Here is a 19,376-nt window from a genome sequence, read left to right as displayed (position 1 = left end):
GCCTGAGTATTCAAGAGAGCGCCATCACACGGGGTTTTGTGGCCAGCAAACTAGGTCCCCGATTTATGTTCGAGCCTTAGCTCGGCGTTGTTTTTAGCTGCAAATAGTGCCGAGTTGATCGCTGATCAATAAACCTTGCTATATTGCTTGCATTTCTCCAAGTCCGTCAATTCGCAAAGGTGCTCAATTTCAGCGCGTTTGTGCGCAACATAAACATCGCAAAACTGCTGACCAAACCAGGATTGTATGGTTTCGTTTTGTTCAAAGCGTTTGATTGCCTCGTTCAGCGACTGTGGCAAGCGCACGATCCCCTTTTCATGCAGGGCGCTTTCACTGAGCAACGATAGGTCTTCTTGCGTTGCGGCGGGCATAGGAAGAGCATCCTCAATACCCTGAGCGCCGGCATGCACCAGTGCTGCAAGCACCAAGTAAGGCGATGCGGCAGCATCGGTTGCGCGAAACTCGAAGTTATATTGCTTGGCGCGCTTTTCATTGTCGCTTGCGGTCACTGGGCAAATACGAACTGCGGCTTCACGATCATGATAGCCCAGATTATTGTATGCCGCGCTCCAGCGGTGAGGTGTTAGCCTTAGATAGGAAATGTCGCTCGGCGCCGTAATCGCCAAAATACCGTCAAGATATTTCAAAATCCCCGAGATGAAGGCACCGGCTACATCACTCATACCCAATTCATGGGCTGGGTCAAATGTTGCGGGTCGATCATTTTCGTCCAAAAAGCTCATGTGCACATGCACACCGTTACCAACACCTTCAGGGTCCGCAATTGGCGCAAAACTGGCGTGATTACCGTGGGCTAGGGCCGATCGTTTTGTAAGTTCTCTAAGCAATACTGCCCAGTCTGCAGACTGCAAATTCAGCGCTGGACCATTTGTGATTTCAAACTGGCGCGCACCATATTCCTTTAGAAAAGTGTCTGGTGTGATGCCTGCTTGTTCCAGTGCAGAAACAAGGGATTCACCAAAGGCGCGATGTTGGGCAAATGCGCCATAGCCGAAGGCCTCGCCTGGCTGGACTTCAAGGTTGGTGAGTTGGAATTCATGCTCAAATGCAGCGTTAAGCTTCAGCCCGCTGAGGCGTTTTAAGCGCTTCAGCGCATTGCGCAATATTGTGCGCGGGCATAATGCCCATTGGCTGCCATCCAATTCACAAATATCGCCCAAAACCAATCGCTCTGATGGTGAATCTTGGTCCAATTGAACATTGATTTCGGTGTTGGCATCGGGGATGATAACGAGGTCGCCGAGTGAACCAAACGGCGAGGGTGCTATCGTGTCAAAACAAGTGATTAAGCTGTTGGTTGGCACCCAACCAATGCCATTCTTCATGCGTTTTGTGTGCTCAGACAACGGAAATGCTTTGCCCCTAACTTGACCGGCCAGGTCGCAAGTCGCCGCAAATACCAAAGGGCTATTCGTCATTTTTTTGTGCCTCAAAATCTAATCGAGTTGAATCCCAAGCTTCTATGCGCTTGCGTGTTTGCTCCCAGTTGTTTTCAGTAACCCGCGCAACGATGGCCTCAACCAGCGTAAGCGCTGCAGCATAGCTGTCCCAAACTGTGCCACTATCAATGGGCACAGGCAGAACCTCAGTGGCGAGTTTTGAAATGGGAGACATCCATTTATCGGTGACCAGGACGACGCCTGCACCGCGTTTGTTCACCGCGAGCTGCGCCAGCTCTTGCAATGAATTCTGATAGCGACGAAAGTCGATGGTGACCAATATGTCTTTTGGGCGCATGCGCAAAAGATATTCGGGCCAAACTTCTGGGTCTGAGGGCAGATGAAAAACGTTCGCACGATATTGCCGCAAATGGCGCGAAAGATATTGCACAATCGGATCGCTCATCCGACCGCCGATTAGGTAGAGGCCGCGTTTGTCATCGGACAATAACGCGCATACGCGCTCAAATTGCCCCGCAGAAATCATTTCGCTGGTTTCACTCAAGAGTTTTTCGGCGCGTTGAAAAAAGCCAACGAGATAATCCCCCTCAACTTGACGGCGCGTTGAGTGCAAGTCCACGGGAGATTTTTGCCCCTCTTTCAACTCGGCAATTAATTGCTGTTGGAAATCTTGAAAACCGCCATAGCCAAGCTTTGAAACAAAACGCGAGATCGTCGGCGCCGAGACATTGGTCTTTTCGGCAAGAACCTGAATGGGTGCCAACCCAGCGAACGGATAGTCAGCCAAAATTGTTGCACTTAGCTTCCGCTCGTTGGCGGTAAACTCTCCCGCTCGCTCTGCAATTTGCACTCGCACTGTCATATAGCCCCTCCGATGACGATCACTATTTCACATGAAAATAATTCGTCAATATGTTTTTTTGTATTGACTTTGAAAAATATTTATCAAAGTCTAGCAGCAACCAACATGGTGGGGGAGAGTAAATGATCACAGCACCAATGCGCCACATCCTTTTTGCAACTGGCGCGATCATTTTGTTGATAGCAGCCATTGCTGCCATTGCGCTTGCAGGCGGCAGTGCGATCGAGCGCACGGTTATTGTGTTCTTGGTCTCATTGATTGCCGTGGCTGGCATGGGCGTTTACAGCGGCAATAGCGGCATCTTGAGTTTTGGCCACGTTGGTTTTATGGGCATTGGCGCTTATTGCGCCGCACTGCTCACCCTACCCGTACCCCTAAAAACAGCAACCCTGCCGAATTTGCCAGTCTGGCTGGCAAGTGTTCAGCTGGACTTTGTGTCAGCGACAATTGTTGCGCTCATCTTGGTGGGAATAGTTGCCGCAATCGTTGGTCTTGCTATTGGACGTCTAGAAGGCTCCGCCGCGACAATTTCCACTCTGGGACTGCTGATTATCATTCATGGAGTAACCATTGGCTGGCGCGACGTCACGCGGGGCGCTCAGACCTTTTTTGGCGTGCCAAGAGAAACAACGCTATTCGCCGCGGTCATTGCCTGCATTTTGGCACTCGTTGTTGCCAGAATTTACCGAGATTCAATATCGGGATTGCGCCTACGCGCAGGGCGAGACAATGCGATCGCTGCCAATGCAATAGGTATCGATATTCAAAAAGAGCGTCTCATTTCATTTGTTCTAAGCGCGATGATTATGGCGCTTGCAGGTTCTCTTCTTGCACATTTTTTGGGGGCATTTAGTCCCAAAAAGTTCTATTTCACCGATACCTTTTTTCTGCTTTCAATGTTGATTGTTGGCGGCATGTCAACCGTAACGGGTGCCTTAACCGGCGCATTTGTGATTACCTTCATCACCGAGGTTTTGCGTAGGCTTGAAGGCGGATTTTCGCTCTTTGGGCTTGAGATCCCGACCATTTTTGGCACCACCCAAATTGGCATTGGACTGATTATTCTGTTCGCGATGTTCAAAAAGGCCGATGGTCTGGCCGGGTTGAAAGAATGGGAAGAGCGCATATTTGCACGCGAAGTGAAGCCGCCAGAGGCTGCAAATCAATTGCCCGAGAAAGAGGCCGCGCCCGAGCTCGTTGCACAAGATCTTATTATGAAATTTGGCGGTTTGGTCGCGGTGAATAATGTTTCACTCGAGATCAAGTCCGGCGAGATCTTTGGCCTGATTGGCCCAAATGGCTCGGGCAAAACCACGGTGATGAACATATTGTCTTGCGTTCTTACGCCAACCTCTGGAAGCGTTTTGCTCGATGGAAATGACCTTGTTGGCCGTCAATCTAACGAGATGGCGGATTTGGGCATCGCTCGTACGTTTCAAAATATCCGACTGTTCCCCGAGCTGACCGTTTATCAGAATGTTTATGTTGCGGCCCTTTCGACCAAAGGTGGGCGCGACGCGAAGACACGCACATATAACGCGTTGGAGCGCTTGGGCATGTTGGGCCGTGCCAATGAAGATTCTGGTACCTTGTCATATGGCGATCAGCGCCGCGTCGAAATTGCACGTGCCCTTGCGTGCCAGCCCTCGCTTTTGTTCTTAGACGAACCTGCGGCGGGCATGAACCGCGAAGAAACCGACCAACTCATGGAAACGCTGCGCCAGCTTTGCGCAGATTTGGGGATCGGTATCTTGCTCGTCGATCACGACCTGAAACTCATTAACCAGCTTTGTGACCGTGTTGCGGTCTTAAACGAAGGCAAAAAGATTGCTGAGGGGACACCAGAAGAAGTCCGAAACAACCCAGCTGTCATTGACGCATATTTGGGGCGTTCAGCTTAGGCGCCCACTAAAAAAAGGAGAGGAAATATGAATAAGGTAATTGTGGCAGGTGCCGCTTTAGCCGTGGCCATGACGGGCACGACATTCGCTGATACCCTAAAAATCGGCGTCGCAACGTCTCAAACCGGTGGCCTTGCAACCTATGATGGTCCAGTGATTGAAGGGCTAAAACTGGGGGTCGACGAGATTAATGCCGCAGGAGGTATCGGTGGCACGTTAATAATCGAGTTGGTTCAAAAGGACGTGCGTTCTGATGCTGCGCAAACAGCAATTGCAGCGCAGGAATTGGTCGATGAAGGTGCGAAAGTGCTGATTTTGCCTTGCGATGCTGACCCCGCGTTGGCCGCAATATCTGTCGTTTCCAGTGCTGAAGTCCCGGCCATATCCACATGTGCTTCTTCGCCTACTCTTCCCATGATTGGCGGTGATTACATGTTCGCCAACTTCCCGGGCGACAATGTGCAAGCAACCGTTTCGGCGCAATGGGCGTATGATCAAGGATTGGAAACGGCATACATCGTCTACTCACCAGATTCACAATATACATCCATGCCACTCTACTTCGCGGATGTTATGCAGGCTCTTGGTGGTGAAGTAATCGGCAAGGATACTTACACACTTGGCCAACAGGATTTCTCTGCAATTGCGACCCGCATCGCCAATATGGACCCACAGCCAGACGTGGTGATGACATCAGCATATGAGCCAGATTTCCCATCGTTCATCAAGGCGCTGCGCGCAGCAGGCGTAACAAGCCAAGTCATCGGATCCGACGGTATCGACAGTCCAACAACCTTTGCAATTGGGGCCGCCGCTGATCAATTGGTATTTACCACAGCCGGACACCCAACTGAAAACAGCTCAATGGCTGCGTTTGATGCCAAATATGAGGCAACTTATGGCAAAGAATCCCAAACAGTGTTCAACGCGATTGGCTATGACCTTGCAAAAGTGATTGAAGCCGCGAGTTTGGCCGCAGGGCCTGATGCAGACTCAAAAGCACTGCGCGATGCGATTGCAAATCTTGAAAATGTACAAGGGGCGACCAGCCTGATCACCTACAAGGGCACCAACGGCATGCCAGTGCGTGAGGTGACATTGATTGGTGTGACGAATGGGGAGCGCAAGCTGATCGGTCAGCCTTCACCAAACCCTGCCATCATCCCTGCACCTCGAATGCAATAAGGCTAGGAGAAACCAAAATGGGTCAACCGCTTTTACAAGTCCGTTCGCTTGATGTGCGCTATGGTGCCGTGCAAGCGGTTGACGGGATCAACTTTGATGTTGAGCAGGGCGAAATCGTCGCCCTGCTTGGCGCCAACGGCGCAGGCAAATCTTCAACACTCAATGCTTTGGTTGGCCTGGTGCCAACATTCAGCGGTGAAGTGATTTTTGAAGACAACAATATAACAAACATCCGCCCCGAAATGCTGCCCGGACTTGGCATGACACTTTCGCCAGAAGGGCGGCGCGTTTTTGGCACGCTAAGTGTCGCTGAGAATTTGCAAATGGGAGCATTTGGACTACGGGATCCGAATGAAATTGCTGCGGCGTGGGACCGCGTTTTCGACCTGTTCCCGATTTTGGCTGAGCGACGAAACCAATTTGCGGGCACGCTTTCGGGCGGACAACAGCAAATGCTGGCCGTTGGGCGGGCGCTCATGAGTAATCCGAAAATGCTGTTGCTGGATGAGCCTTCCCTCGGCTTGGCACCAAAAATTATTGAACAAATATTTGAATTGATCAAAACGCTAAACGATCAGGGTGTGACAATTCTGGTGGTGGAACAAAATGTCTCCATGGCCTTGGACATTGCGCATCGTGCTTACGTTTTGGCCAATGGAACGGTTGCAACGTCGGGCGCAGCTGAGGAATTAGCCGAGAGCTCAAATCTACAGAATGCTTATTTAGGGGGCGCGTGAGATGGATCTATTTTTACAACAAACCGTCAATGCGTTTGCACTGGGCGGTACCTATGCGCTCTTGGCATTGGGGTTGGCGGTCGTGTTTTCAATCATGGGGCTAATCAATTTTGCCCATGGTGAGTTAATGACAATCGCTGGCTACACGCTAATGTATTGCGGCCTCGCGGGAATATCTTTTGTTTTTGCCGTACCACTTGCCTTATTGGCCTCCATGCTTGCTGCCGTGCTCATGGAGCGAATTGCATTTCGTCCAGTGCGCAATAGCTCGGGCGCCACCATGTTGGTCACCAGTTTTGCGGTGGCGATGATCTTACAGGTTCTTTTTCAGAACTTCATTTCCGTTCGATCGCAAGCCGTTAACATTCCCGACGTCATATCTGGCAGCATCCTAATTGGCGGCATGGTGATTGGCACCAACAAGCTTTTGGCAATTGTTTCGACTATCGTGATGCTGGTGCTTTTAGATCGGTTTCTATCCAAGCAAAAATACGGCATTGCCATGCGTGCTGCAGCTGAAGATTTTGCGGTTGCACGGCTCATGGGCATCAGGGCCAATACGGTGATCGCCGGCGCCTTTGCAATTTCAGGATTGCTCGCAGGTGTTGCTGCCATTTTATGGGTAAGCCAGCGTGCCTCTGTCGATCCATTGATGGGGTTCACCCCGGTTCTTAAAGCCTTCATCGCTGCCATTTTGGGTGGGCTGGGTAGTCTGCGCGGCGCGGTTGCCGGTGGGTTTTTGCTTGGCTTTATCGAGATTTATCTTGCAGCATTTTTGCCCGCAGAATTGCAGGAATTCCGAGATCCAATCGGTCTTGGCATTGTTGTGCTTGTTTTGGTGATGCGCCCAAATGGACTGTTGCCTGCAGCCTCGTTAAAAGCGGAAAAAGTGTAGGAGATTTCAATGCAGCAACAAAATGGCTTGCAGCGTCTCCTTGGCGGCGCTGATCCAGACCCAATTGACTTTTTTAACCCTCATGGCCAGGCGGACGTGTTGTTGGTTTGTGAACATGCAGGCCAATATATACCTCAAAGACTTGAAGGGCTGGGTTTAAAAAAGGCGGATTTGGACAAACATATCGGCTGGGATATCGGCGCTGCAGCGCTTACCAAAGCACTTGCAACACGCTTAAACGCGCCGGCAATCTTGCAGCGATACTCGCGCTTGGTGATTGATTGCAATCGCCCGCCAAATGCCCCGGACGCCATGCCCGAAATGGCTGACAACATATTGATACCGGGTAATAAAAACCTTTCTCCCATTGAAGAGAAATTGCGCGTCGAAGAGATCTTTTGGCCGTTTCATCATGAAGTTGATCAAGCAATTGGTTCGAAACAATTTCGACTTGTTCTTTCCATTCACAGTTTCAACCCAGTGCTGGGCGCTGTGCCGCGCCCTTGGCCGTTGGCCTTTTTGTTTCGGGGCGACGCACAGACACCAGAAAAATTGGCTGCAGCGATCAGCAAAGATCAACCCAACATTTCTATTGGGATGAACCAGCCCTATCAAATCGATGACGAAAGTGATTGGTTTGTTCCAAGGCACGGTGAATTGAACAATATTCCACATTCATTGATCGAAGTGCGAAATGACCAGATTAGTGACAAAATCGGACAGAATTTTTGGGCCGACCAGCTGGCCCACGCCGTCACACAACTAATGGAAGACTAAAAATGAAAACACTTTCTCGAATCATACCTTTGCAACCTGATCAGTCCGGCCTCTTGTTTGTCGATGTTCAGAACTTCGCTGCAAAACGTGATGGTGGCGAATTCAAGAAATTGAGCGATACAGAGTTTGAAAAAGACTATGGTTGGTTCTTTGGGCAAATGGATGAACATGTGATCCCCAATATGCAAAAGTTGCAGGCCGCGTTTCGCAAGAAACAAATGGAAGTTTTGTACACAACGATTGAAAGCTTGACACTTGATGGCCGTGATAGGTCGTTGGATTACAAGATAACCGGCTTCAATGTGCCAAAGGGATCTTGGGACGGTAAGGTTATCGACGAACTAATGCCTGACGAAAACGAGATTGTGTTGCCCAAGTCTTCCTCGTCGGTTTTTATCTCAACGCATATTGATTACGTTTTGCGAAACCTAGGCGTGAAACAACTGGTTATATCGGGCATCATCACCGATCAATGCGTTGAAAGCGCAATTCGTGACGCTTGTGATCTTGGCTATTTGGTGACCCAAGTTACAGATGCTTGCGCGACCTATACCCCTGAGCGACACACAAATTCAATAAACACGATCAAAGGATATTGTCGACAAGTCACAACTCAAGAATTGCTTAGCGAGCTTGGTTAAGTCAAACGGCTTAGAACTTTATCTCAATAACCAAAACAGTGAATTGTTGCTGCAACATGCTATCAATCGAACTTGGCTCGACCAGAAAAATGGTGCCCGACTTGTTGGTCAATTGGGTCAAAACGTGTGGCGTTCCGCATTGCTTATAGAGCGTCACACGAACCGGACCCAACCGGCATAGCGGATACTAAAACCAGCACCTCAAAGTTGCTTGCTAAGTATAGAGCTTGAACGCGTTGGTTCTGGTCGGTGATAAATCGCTTCCCTTCTTGCACGAGTAAATTGCTCACCAAGCTAGAATAACTCTCACAATCACTGCGGCACTAAAGTTTCAGACCATTAAGAATAAACGATTGCAGTGATCGGATTGAGGTTTCGTCAATTGTGCTCTGCTCCAGGTTACGAATGCCGCGCCCTTCTAGAGTATCCAACATCATGAAGGCGATCGTGGATAAATCATCATATGAAGCGAAAACTTTGAGTTTTATCCCTTTGTTGAGGCAACTGACGAGGGCGTCAACCAACCTGGTCCGGTTTTTCCCAAACACATCAGAGATCATCGGGTTGCGTATTGCTTCGGTCAAAATCTCAACCCCCAGCAGCGCATTTTCGGGATGCGAGATGTAGATCGCATATTCATAGATGAACTGTTCGAGTGCTGCCAAAGGGTCATCAGGCTCAACAAGCAATTCTATGAAATGGCCTGTTTCTTTAACTTCAATCTCGGCAATGAATGCCAAGACGTCTTCTTTTCCTTTGAAGTGATTGTAAAGATTGCCAAGACTGACGCCAGCCTGTTTGGCAATATCGCGCACGCCTGTCTGATGATATCCGCGCTCCAAAAAACAAGTGACTGCTGCATCAACAATTTCGATCTTGCGGGGATGAACTGGCTTTTCTTTTTCAGGCATATACTTGACATCTCGAGTTCTAAAAACTAAATAGTGAACGATCGTTCGTTCATATTTATGGGCGAGCTAAACTGAAAGAGGGAATTCAGGCTAGTGGCTCGTGGTGGGGGCAAATCAGCGCACCTTTGTTTCAATGGTTCTTCCCTGCGTCCTAGAACAATTCCGGCGATTATGAATCCTAACAATCAAATGCATACCACAGCAAGAAGTCAAACCGTTGTCGACAGTTAAGAGTTGTTTCTGCTTCCTCAAGTCCACTCAAGTTTCCAATCCCAATAGACCTGGCAAGACGGGAAACAGATGAGAAACGCATTCTTTTCAGCCGAAGGGACGTTTGGTTAAACCCGGGGATGCGGTTGCTGCCAGCAACACTGGCAAGACAAATAGAGCGTGAAAAAGGCAAACGTGATTTGCCAGCCCAACAAGGCGTGTATTCGAGAAAAAAGTTCTGCAAAAAAGGGAAGAATTCGGTGATTTCAATATTACAGAAACGGTGGGTTTTGATTGTTCTTTCCCTAACGGTCTTGATCATCGTAACGCTCTACGTTTTGTCGCTGGAGGATGAAGTGGAAGTCCTAAAAGTCGAGGGCGACATTTCGCTGCAAATTGTCTCTGTTGAACAGATACATCCGATTGATCAGGTTGCTCAGGTCCGCGTTTTCGCTGAAGTTAGCCCGCAATGGAATGCGCAAATTCGCAGCTCCGTTTCTGGTCGAATAATAAAGGTATACAATGCGGCGCTAGAAGGCTCGCGTGTCTCAAAAAATGAACCGCTTTTCGAAATTGAAAAAAACCAATATCAAGCAACGCTTGCAAGTGCGGAGCAAATCCTTGCCCAAGCAAAACTCGACTTATGGCGCGCCAAAAACGCAACACAATTAGCGCGAAACCAATTTGAACGCGACGGGAGCTCCCCACCCAATGATCTCGCATTAAAAATCCCAGAGTTAGATATTGCGGAGAAAACGGTTGTCGCGGCCAAGGCACAACTCAATGTCGCACGGATGCAACTCTCAGACACCACCATTTCAGCGCCGTTTTCGGGGTTTGTTGCGCAAAGGCAAGCCAGTTTAGGACAATCAGTATCCGTGGGCGAGACGCTTGTGCTTTTGCAGGACGACAGTCATTTCGAAATGGTGGTTGAATTGGATCGAAGAAATTGGGATCTGCTTGACCATCCCATAGAAGGACAGACCACGCATTTGTTGGATGATCAAGGAAACTTGGTTGGCAGCGCAACCATACGCCAGAGTGGTGGGTATCTTGACAAGAACACGAGACAGTACCGCGTGTTTTTGAGCGTTAATCCGCAAGGCGACACTTCGGTCCTTGCGGGAGAGTTTTTACAAGCATCGTTTGATGGTCGCTTGTTGAATGGCGTCTTGGACTTGTCCGCGGACTCAATGACAAGGGAAGGGTACGTCTGGCATGTCGATCAGGACGACCTGCTGCAACGCCTAACGCCAAAAATCCTTTTTCGAAAACACGATCGGATATTCATCCAAGCCCCAGACCAGGGTGATACTTGGCAAATTGTCAAAACACCACTGGCCAGCTTTTTGCCCGGACAGCCAGTGGTTGCGAATGGAAATTAGAATATGCATAGCTTGACATCGTGGTTTATCCGCAACCCGGTTGCTGCCAATTTACTCATGGCGTTGATCTTGTTCCTTGGTGGTATGACTTTGGTTTCAATGCGGATCGAAGGTTTTCCGCGGATACCCGCAGAGAGTGTTCAAATCTCAACAACCTATGCCAACGCGACCGCGCAGCAGGTGAGCGAACTTGTCACACACCGCATCGAGCAATCGCTAGAAGGTCTGGAGGGCGTCAAAGAGATTAGGTCACAATCCTCGCAAGGGTTTAGCTTTGTGTCCGTGAGGCGAGCCGGCGGTCAAGACTTGCAAAAACTCCTGGATAAGGTCCGCCTGCGGATCGACGCTATTTCGGATCTGCCAAGTGAGGCACGATCACCGGTGATTGAGGCATCCGGTTTCGACTTTCCCGCACTTTACGTCAATCTGTATGGCGACACGGACCCCGCAACATTGCAGACGCTGGCTCGTCGCCTCAAAGAGGAGTTATTGGCAAAACCAGAACTGTCTCGGTTGAAAATCTGGGGTATTGTTCCTCAAGAGCTGCGTATTGAAGTTGAACCAGAGAAACTGCGCCAGCTCAATGTTACCACGGCAAATATTGTCGATGCTATCCAATCAAACTCGCTGAACTTTCAAGCCGGCTCGCTTCGTACATCAGGTGGGAACATTTTGTTGCGCGCTGACGATCGAGCAAGATATGTCAGCGATTTTGAAAACATTCCTGTGATCGAGCGCGAAGGCGGCTCTCGTGTTTTGTTGGGTGATATTGCTCACATCAGCGACGCTTTTGTTGAAGGTGACTTCTTGTTTCGATTGAACGGCAAAAACACAGTCGGCATGGAAGTATTGATCGGCCAAAAAGAAAACTTACTTAAGGTCGCAGATGTGGTGTCGCGAACGGTGGCAGATTTTACACCTCAATTGCCTCCAAACGTTAACATCACCGTTTGGGGAAACAGCTCCAACTATATTTCTGATCGATTGGCATTGCTTCGATCCAACGGTGTTCAAGGTTTGGCCTTGGTGGCATTAATACTGTCGATTTTTCTAAACGTTCGTTTGGCGTTTTGGGTGGCTATGGGCATACCGATTTCTGTCCTGGGCGCAATAGCTGTGGCGGGCTCGAAATGGGTTGATTATTCGCTCAATGATGTCACTACCTTTGGTTTGATCATCGCCCTAGGAATTCTGGTGGATGATGCCGTTGTGGTGGGGGAAAGCGTTTTTGAGGAGCGGGGCAAAACCAAAGACCCGATAATGGGTACAGAAACGGGTGTGCAAAAAGTTGCTACGGCCACCGTTTTTGGTGTGTTGACCACCATCGCTGCGTTTTTCCCTATGTTGCTTATTGATAATCCACTGGGCAAAGTTTTGGCTGGATTTTCAGGGGTAGTAATTTTGGCACTTGTTTTTTCGCTTATTGAAAGCAAGTTCATTTTGCCCGCGCATTTGGCTCACATCAAAATTGGTGAGCCGGGCAAATCGTTGCCGGCTCGAATGTGGTCCAAAGTGCAATCCATCGCACAATTTGGATTGTTTTGGTTCCGGGACAAGATCTACGACCCCATGCTAGTGGCTGCGGTTCATCATCGTTATGCAGTGCTGGTGATGTTCATTTCGGCTGCTGTTTTGGGGCTTGGCCTCGTGGCAAATGGAAAAATCAAACTTGTTTTCTTTCCAGACGTGCCAGGGCAAGTGATCACTATAAACTTGAAAATGGACGCCCGAGCGCCCTTTACGCTGACTAGAGATAATGTGGCGCATATTGAGAAAATCGGCGATGAGCTTAATGACGAATACAAAGTACAGTACGAACTTGATGAGGTTCCGATCCGCACAACATTCGTATTGATTTCTAGCGCAAATGAGGCGCAAATCTTTGCAGAACTCAGTCCCGTTGCCGAACGTCCGGGGGTCAAAATTTTAGACATGTTGCGTGAATGGCGCAAACGGGTTGGCCAGGTTGAGGGCGTGGTGGAATTGCAGTTTTCTGGCGCCGAAGAACTGGGCGGCGGGTTTAGATTAGATCTTCGGTCAAAAGACGCGCAGCTTCTCGGCATTGCCAGCAAAGAACTACGCGAATACCTGGGCAGTATTGAAGGTGTGAGCAATGTGCGGGATTCGTTACAGGGTGGGCAGCCTGAGCTGCGATTAAGGGTTCGGCAGGAGGCGAGAAGTTTGGGTTTCACTGCGCAAACACTCGCGACCCAAATCGGCCAAAACTTTGGCGGTGCCCACGTTCAGCGCATTCTGCGCGAGGGAAATGAGGTCAAGGTGCTCGTGCAAAATGCCAAAACTGCTCGTGATACAATCGATGATCTTTTGAAATCGGAGTTGCGTTCGACAAATGGACAATGGGTGCCATTGACAACAGTCGCAACAATAGAAGGGTCTTACGTTTCTGGCTCGGTAAGCCGAACCAACGCCAAGCTCTCTAATACAGTTGCTGCCTCTATTGACCGATCCATTGTTTCGCCATCCGAAGTTGGTCAAGCGGTAAGCCGTGATATTATCAAGGTGTTTGCAAAAAAATATCCCTCCGTTACCGTGTCATCTGGTGGTGAACTAGAAGAAATGGGGGAAATACAAGACGGCTTGGTACGGGCCCTGCTTATCGCATCTGTTCTCATTTACGTGCTTCTTGCCGTTCCGCTAAAAAGCTATTGGCAGCCACTCGTCATTTTGGCCATTGTCCCGTTTGGATTTGTTGGCGCGGCAGTTGGCCACTTCATCGTTGGTATATCACTGTCGCTCTTTTCCTTCTTTGGAATGCTGGCGCTCACGGGTGTGGTGGTAAATGACAGTTTGGTCTTGATCACGCGGTATAATCAAGCGCGCGAAAGCGGAAAGGATGTAAGCCAGTCTCTCAAAGATGCGGGCATTGGACGTTTTCAGGCGATCTTCTTGACGACAGCAACAACTGTTGTTGGACTTTTACCACTACTTGCCGAAACATCTGAACAGGCTCAATATCTCATCCCCGCCGCGGTTTCGCTGGCTTATGGTGAGATATTTGGCACAGCGCTAATGTTGATTTTGGTGCCTGTGTTGCTCGCAATTTCTGAAGACTTCAAGCGAATAATATCGGGTTCAGGCAAGACGATCTAAGCCCGATTTGGTGACGGCTTGGCGGTCTGTTCGATTTGATAAAACGAAAAGGCTAATATGAGTGACAAGCCAATAAGGATGCGGGCGTTGTTCTGCACTTTTCCCGGTCGGATATCACTGACCTGGTTTTTGACTTTGTGTGAAGCAGCCTCAATGGCGCTCATTCCTCTCTTCATGAGCTTTGCCATAGATGGCCTTCTTGAAGACCGCACAGATGAATTATGGTTGCTTGGCGTCGTTTTGTTCGCGCTTGTCGCTCTGAGTGTTGGGCGCAGAGCCTATGACACACGCGTTTTTGGCGCAGTGCGTGTTCATGTGGGCCTCCTGCAGTCCCAAAACTCAAGAGCGACTTCAATTTCAGCCCTGAATGCCCGACTAAGTATGGGGCGAGAACTAGCTGATTTTCTGGAAAACGAAATTCCGGACGGGGCAATGGCTTTTGTTCAACTTGCCATTTCAATCATAGTGTTGTTTTCGTTTGACGCGTTTTTGGCAGCGGCCGCAGCAATTACCTTCGCACTTATCCTGCTCATATATGTGTTGTTTCACAAAAGATTTTACAACTTGAATGGCGAATTGAACCATCAAACAGAGATGCAAATTGATATCCTAACGCTGAGAAAGCGATTAGCGCTCAAATCTCACTTGCTCTACCTGCGTAGAACGGAAGTCAAAATTTCGGATGCGGAATCATTGCTTTATGGAGCGATATTCTTAGTGCTGTTTGGCATGATCATGTTCAATTTGTGGTACGCTACAACGACCCTTGCCGTTTCTGTCGGGGCGATTTTTGCAATTCTCAGTTATTCTTGGGAATTCGTTGAGTCTGCTCTTGCAGCCCCAATGACATTGCAAAGTTGGTCACGTCTTAAAGAAATAACGATACGGATAAACGAAAATTAACTGTGGCATAGCCTTTCGATAAATCTGTTCGCACATCAAGAGTTAGATTTTCGCTTTGGCACGTTTGAGAAACCGCGCGCGACAAAAACACATGCGATTGGAAACGCCAAAAATGTGAGGCATAGGGCCGATGCAGCTTGGGTTTGCTCTAGTGGGGAGATTGTATTGCTCAGTCCTGCAAGGTTTACGACCATGCCCGCCAGCGCAGCCCCAAAGGCCGTGGCAAACAATTGGACAGTGGTGATGCCCCCGGCGGCCAAGTCGTGCTCTTTTGCCGGTGCGCAATTGTAGATCTGTACAACGATGTGTGGCCATGACACGCCTATGCCAAATCCGATGCCAAGAAGGCCAAAGCAAATGGGCGCCAGGTTGATCCAATGTCCGTCTGAAAGTTGGGGTAAAAACAATCCTTGTAGCAGCAATCCTATGGCACAAATCAATGGACCGAGTTGGAAAAGAACGCGAACCTTTAGGCCTTGCCAATTTGCCGTCAGCATTGAGCCAGCTGTCCAGCCAAGCGCCATGAACGCACCAATAAACCCGGCCCAAATGGGCAACAACCCATGCAATCTAATCAAAAAGAACGGCACAAAAATCTCGACCTGCATCGCAAGAATAATCAGCGCCACATATAGATAGCGTGCCCCTAAACTCGATTTAAGCGAAAAGCTCCCTGCTGGTAAAAGTCTTGCGGTTAAAGTGCGGTCAAAAAACACCAAAGCTCCGCCGAAAAATACCACCATAGCCAACGCAAAAATGGCCTTAATCACTGTTGTGTTGATGCTTCCGATTGAAACGCTTAAGACAATTAGAAGTAGCAGCAAAAGTTGGGCGAATGGAATTACGTTGGTGCGGTCATGTGCCACCCGTTTTGAGGGCAGACTTATTAAGGCCAACCCACCAATTGCTGTAGCAAAGGGGATCAGGACCCAAAATGCCATGCGCCATGCCTGTATTTGGGCGAATACCCCGCCGATTGCTGGGCCAAGCAGAGTGGCAACACCCCACATGGCGGAAATCAAACCAATCGCAAGGGGCCACAGCGGTTTGGGATAGACCAAACGAATGACCGCATATGAAAGGGCGTAAAAAAAGCCACCACCGCCCCCCTGGATGGCACGACCAAGAATTAAGGTCCATATATCCGGAGCTGCGGCGCACAGCGTCGTGCCAAGAATAAAAATGCCGACAGCAGAAATATAAGCGCCTTTTATGCCCAACAACCCCAGTAGTTGGGATGTCAGTGCCGCGCTTAATATCGATGAAGCTATGAAAACGGTTGAGCTCCAGGCATATAATCCAAGTCCGCCAATATCACGAACCACCGTTGGCATGATCGTGATCGAGATGAAAACGTTCACAGCATGCAAAGCCACGCTGCCCGCAAACAAAACCGAATAGGCCAGGTGCCCTTTTTCGGCCAAGTCGCTCCAGCGGGATGGTTTGGGGGTGGAATGAGTTTCTGCCATGTGCTTTCCTTCACGCATAGGATGCCGACAATTGTGGCACTTTGTAACTTGACGATTGGAAAGTGCGGATTGTGACTTAGGCGCCAGATTCAGGAACAAAAGAGCAGATTTTCATGGTGCCAGAGCGTTGGAACTCTCGAAGTTTGTTTGGATGTCGCATTATGAAAACTTGGTTTGCAGAGCCGTTCAGATCATAGCCAAATGAAACAGTCGCATGTAGGGTGGGGCCATCATGAATTGTCAGCCCAAGGGCATCGTTGATGAAAACAACATCAATTTGCATATTGTTCCAAGCTTTTTGCAAGACGCTTTCAACGAAGGTACCGATTTCTTTCTGACCCTCAATCACTTGACGCACCGCATCGACTTCTCCACCACTGTCAGCGCGCAACTTACTGTCGTCCCGCAGCATTGAACTGAGTTGCGTCGTGTCACCAGTCGAGAGCGCTGTTTGGAATGCGGCCAAAAGCTCTTGTTGCCGCTTAACCGACGGCAAATGGCGCGTGTTACTTTCGCTGACAAACCGGCGTGCTCTAGACGCCATTTTTCGACATGCCGCCGGTTGCAGGTTCAAGATATCCGCGATTTCGTCAAAGGGCATTGCAAAGATGTCATGCAACAAATAGGACGCCCGCTCTTTAGGGGTGAGCCGTTCAAGTAAAAGCAAAAACGCTGTGCTCAGAGTGGATGCAAACTCAGATTGCTCATCAGCACTTTGTACAAATTCGGTTTGGATGTGGTCAGGTATCCAGGATCCGACATAATCCACCCGACTTCGATGGGCTGACTTCAATTGGTCAAGGCACGCATTTGTGCAAACACGATTGAGCCACGCCATAGGCGTGTCCAAATCCCCCTTGTGGGCCAACCATTTCACATAAGTATCTTGGACAATATCCTGGGCATCGCTGAATGATCCCAAAAGACGATATGCAAGACCCATGAGCTTGGGTCTTGCGTCTTCGAAAATATCAGTCTTCTGTGTCATGCCAGACCTAGTGTTTGGATATCTGAATGCGGTTCCACAGGTTGATCATACCAATATCAGTGGTGATGGCTGTAATGTTTTTGTCGGAGAAGTGGGCACGCAGATTGGCGCGTAAACTGGCGTAATTTGTACCATCGATGAGGTAAGTCAACGCTTCTGCCCAAGCCAATACAGCTTTTTCAGCCGGAGAAAAAACATCGAAATGCTGCCAAACCACAAGCTTGTCTAGCTTCTCTTGTTCAATGCCCGCTTTACGCGCCTCCACTATATGCAGGTTGACGCAATAGGCACATTGGTTGATCTGTGAAATTCTTAATTCAATTAGAGCCGATAACCCAGCACCCAACCCACGCTCGGCCATCATTGGATGCACTTGCCCTAAATGTCCTATGAGCTGCGGATCTACCTGTTCGTGCACAATCGGGGCGCTACCATCTTCAAACGTCGTCGTCATAATCACTCCATGTTCTGGTCTTGATACCTGTGATGATGACGATTGGCGGCGCCATGTTGTGACGTCTTTGCAGTTTGTTTTTTGCTTTTCTTATAATTGATATCACCATTTCATTAGCTTACTGCGCCCGAAAAACGCTGGAACGGATCGCAAAACGTTTCAAGCAAGCTGTTCTTAGAAATGGCATCTGCATGAAGAATGCGGTCGCATCCAACGAACTTTCCTTAGGTTGGGGCTTATTTGTATTAAATTGGTATGTAACCAATTAGAAACCATTGCAGACTATTCTTCGCTAGAATTTGGTGAGGAGGAAACCAGATGAATTTCCCACGTATACGGTTTTCAAGGCCAGACTTTTCTATGTTCAAATCGCTCAAGATCTCCACGCGCATTGCCATTGGCGCTGTTCTGAGCGCACTGCTCATTGTTGTGGTTGGTGGGTTGTTTTTGCTTTCCGAGCAGCAAAAATCAGTCGAAATAGCGAGCGAGCGTCACTTCGCTAAAGTGCAGCAGCTTGCCCAAGCGGTGGGGCGCTCAAATCTGGCTGTGCGTCAATTTGAGAAAGATTTCATCCTGCGAGACGACCTTGCCATTGCTGATATGCAACGCGCGGAAAGCACCAACACGGCTGCCCTGCTTGACGCGCTTTCAGAACAAGTTGGTCAAAGTGACATTTCTGAAAACATTGAGCGCCTCAAACTTCAGTTGGCTGAATATCGCGGGCTCTTTGATGCGCTGGTAGAAACAAGCATCGAGATATCACCCAAAGCAGAAAGCGGCTTCTACTTCGAATTTACCGAAGCAGACAAGGTGGTGGCGAGCAAAATCAAACCTTACAAATCGGACCTAATCAATCTTGAGTATACGCGCATGCGCTTGGCCGAACGTGAGTTTGTGGTTGGTGGTGGCGATCGCAACATTCTCAACGTCGACAAACAGATCAAGAAAGTGTTGCGGGCCGCGCAAAAGGAAAATGTCGACCCAATGGAACGCATTGAGTTGGCCGATCTGATCGAATTATACAATCTTGCGTTCGATGAATATGCTGGCGCAAAGTCGCGTCACATAGACTTTCAACAACAATTGGATCAACTTTACCAATCCATGGACAACGAGTTAGCTGTCGTTATTGCCAACGCTGACATCAACGGCCAATTGGCTCGCGAAAACCTTGAAACTGTGACAGAAAATGCCCGCATATTTATATTGGCGGTCATTGGTGCGGCTCTCGTTCTGACCATCTTGGCAGCTATTGCAATTGGATGGACGATTACGCAGCCTCTTAAACGCATCACGACCACCATGCGCGATTTGGCAAATGGTGATCTTGATCTGGACGTCCCATTTACAAAGCGAACCAACGAACTTGGCGAGATGGCGCGAGCGGTTGAGGTTTTCCGGGCCAATGGACTTCGGGTGAATGAAATGACCGAAGAAGAGAAGATGGCCTCCAAGCAGCGCATGGTGGAACGTGCGGATATGATGCAAGAACTGCAACGTGCCTTTGGCGAAGTTGTGGACGCAGC

At 49.1% G+C, this 19,376-nt stretch carries 16 protein-coding genes; 10 read left to right on the top strand and 6 right to left on the bottom strand.

From position 1 onward, the window contains the following. Positions 1–125: 125 nt before the first annotated feature. Entirely contained in the window at positions 126–1,439 is a 1,314-nt protein-coding gene (locus O4H47_RS04915) for a glutamine synthetase family protein (protein WP_269392843.1), read from the bottom strand. Further along, complete coding sequence (locus tag O4H47_RS04910; protein ID WP_269392842.1) at positions 1,429–2,283, bottom strand: MurR/RpiR family transcriptional regulator; 855 nt, start codon at positions 2,281–2,283, stop codon at positions 1,429–1,431. Before O4H47_RS04910 ends, O4H47_RS04915 begins: the two co-directional genes overlap by 11 nt. A gap of 122 nt (positions 2,284–2,405) precedes the next feature. On the opposite strand from O4H47_RS04910, the gene O4H47_RS04905 reads away from it, so the two are divergent. Genes O4H47_RS04905 through O4H47_RS04880 form a run of 6 tightly spaced genes read left to right on the top strand, consistent with a single transcriptional unit; the run spans position 2,406 to position 8,419 of the window. Then, the gene (locus tag O4H47_RS04905) at positions 2,406–4,184 is read left to right on the top strand and encodes a branched-chain amino acid ABC transporter ATP-binding protein/permease (RefSeq protein WP_269392841.1); all 1,779 of its coding nucleotides are present in this window, start codon (positions 2,406–2,408) and stop codon (positions 4,182–4,184) included. Between the two features lie 27 nt (positions 4,185–4,211). Continuing rightward, entirely contained in the window at positions 4,212–5,369 is a 1,158-nt protein-coding gene (locus O4H47_RS04900; protein WP_269392840.1) for an ABC transporter substrate-binding protein, read from the top strand. Between the two features lie 17 nt (positions 5,370–5,386). Next, positions 5,387–6,106 (top strand): ABC transporter ATP-binding protein, encoded by a 720-nt coding sequence (locus tag O4H47_RS04895; RefSeq protein ID WP_269392839.1) that lies wholly within the window; start codon positions 5,387–5,389, stop codon positions 6,104–6,106. Position 6,107: 1 nt separating this feature from the next. After that, positions 6,108–7,001 carry a branched-chain amino acid ABC transporter permease gene (locus O4H47_RS04890; protein WP_269392838.1) on the top strand — a complete coding sequence of 298 codons (894 nt, stop codon included), beginning with the start codon at positions 6,108–6,110 and terminating at the stop codon, positions 6,999–7,001. A 9-nt stretch (positions 7,002–7,010) separates the two neighbouring features. Beyond that, positions 7,011–7,778, top strand: a complete 768-nt coding sequence (locus O4H47_RS04885; RefSeq protein WP_269392837.1) for an N-formylglutamate amidohydrolase — start codon at positions 7,011–7,013, stop codon at positions 7,776–7,778. A 2-nt stretch (positions 7,779–7,780) separates the two neighbouring features. Further along, positions 7,781–8,419: an isochorismatase family cysteine hydrolase gene (locus O4H47_RS04880; RefSeq protein ID WP_269392836.1), complete on the top strand. Its 639-nt coding sequence runs from the start codon at positions 7,781–7,783 to the stop codon at positions 8,417–8,419. Positions 8,420–8,742: 323 nt separating this feature from the next. Here O4H47_RS04880 and O4H47_RS04875 read toward each other — a convergent pair whose 3' ends face one another. Continuing rightward, complete coding sequence (locus tag O4H47_RS04875) at positions 8,743–9,330, bottom strand: TetR/AcrR family transcriptional regulator (protein ID WP_269392835.1); 588 nt, start codon at positions 9,328–9,330, stop codon at positions 8,743–8,745. A gap of 470 nt (positions 9,331–9,800) precedes the next feature. Here O4H47_RS04875 and O4H47_RS04870 point away from each other — a divergent pair, with 470 nt between their 5' ends. The 3 genes from O4H47_RS04870 to O4H47_RS04860 are packed head-to-tail and all read left to right on the top strand — an operon-like array spanning position 9,801 to position 14,939. After that, entirely contained in the window at positions 9,801–10,925 is a 1,125-nt protein-coding gene (locus tag O4H47_RS04870; protein ID WP_269392834.1) for an efflux RND transporter periplasmic adaptor subunit, read from the top strand. Between the two features lie 3 nt (positions 10,926–10,928). After that, positions 10,929–14,036 (top strand): efflux RND transporter permease subunit, encoded by a 3,108-nt coding sequence (locus tag O4H47_RS04865; protein WP_269392833.1) that lies wholly within the window; start codon positions 10,929–10,931, stop codon positions 14,034–14,036. Positions 14,037–14,093: 57 nt separating this feature from the next. Next, positions 14,094–14,939: an ABC transporter six-transmembrane domain-containing protein gene (locus O4H47_RS04860; protein ID WP_269392832.1), complete on the top strand. Its 846-nt coding sequence runs from the start codon at positions 14,094–14,096 to the stop codon at positions 14,937–14,939. A gap of 35 nt (positions 14,940–14,974) precedes the next feature. Here the strand turns inward: O4H47_RS04860 and O4H47_RS04855 are convergent, their stop codons facing one another. From O4H47_RS04855 to O4H47_RS04845, 3 genes are all read right to left on the bottom strand, one after another. Continuing rightward, positions 14,975–16,408: an MFS transporter gene (locus O4H47_RS04855; RefSeq protein ID WP_269392831.1), complete on the bottom strand. Its 1,434-nt coding sequence runs from the start codon at positions 16,406–16,408 to the stop codon at positions 14,975–14,977. A 76-nt stretch (positions 16,409–16,484) separates the two neighbouring features. Continuing rightward, the gene (locus O4H47_RS04850) at positions 16,485–17,396 is read right to left on the bottom strand and encodes a sigma-70 family RNA polymerase sigma factor (protein ID WP_269392830.1); all 912 of its coding nucleotides are present in this window, start codon (positions 17,394–17,396) and stop codon (positions 16,485–16,487) included. 7 nt (positions 17,397–17,403) lie between these two features. Further along, entirely contained in the window at positions 17,404–17,850 is a 447-nt protein-coding gene (locus O4H47_RS04845; RefSeq protein WP_269392829.1) for a carboxymuconolactone decarboxylase family protein, read from the bottom strand. 318 nt (positions 17,851–18,168) lie between these two features. On the opposite strand from O4H47_RS04845, the gene O4H47_RS04840 reads away from it, so the two are divergent. Next, on the top strand, positions 18,169–19,376 hold a 1,208-nt coding region (locus tag O4H47_RS04840; RefSeq protein ID WP_269392828.1), incomplete at its 3' end, for a HAMP domain-containing protein.

The sequence above is a fragment of the Maritalea porphyrae genome (assembly GCF_027213965.1).
Taxonomy (GTDB): Bacteria; Pseudomonadota; Alphaproteobacteria; order Rhizobiales; family Devosiaceae; genus Maritalea; species Maritalea porphyrae_A.
The sequence above is the reverse complement of the archived record's forward strand: the minus strand, read 5'-3'. Positions and strand labels throughout refer to the sequence as shown.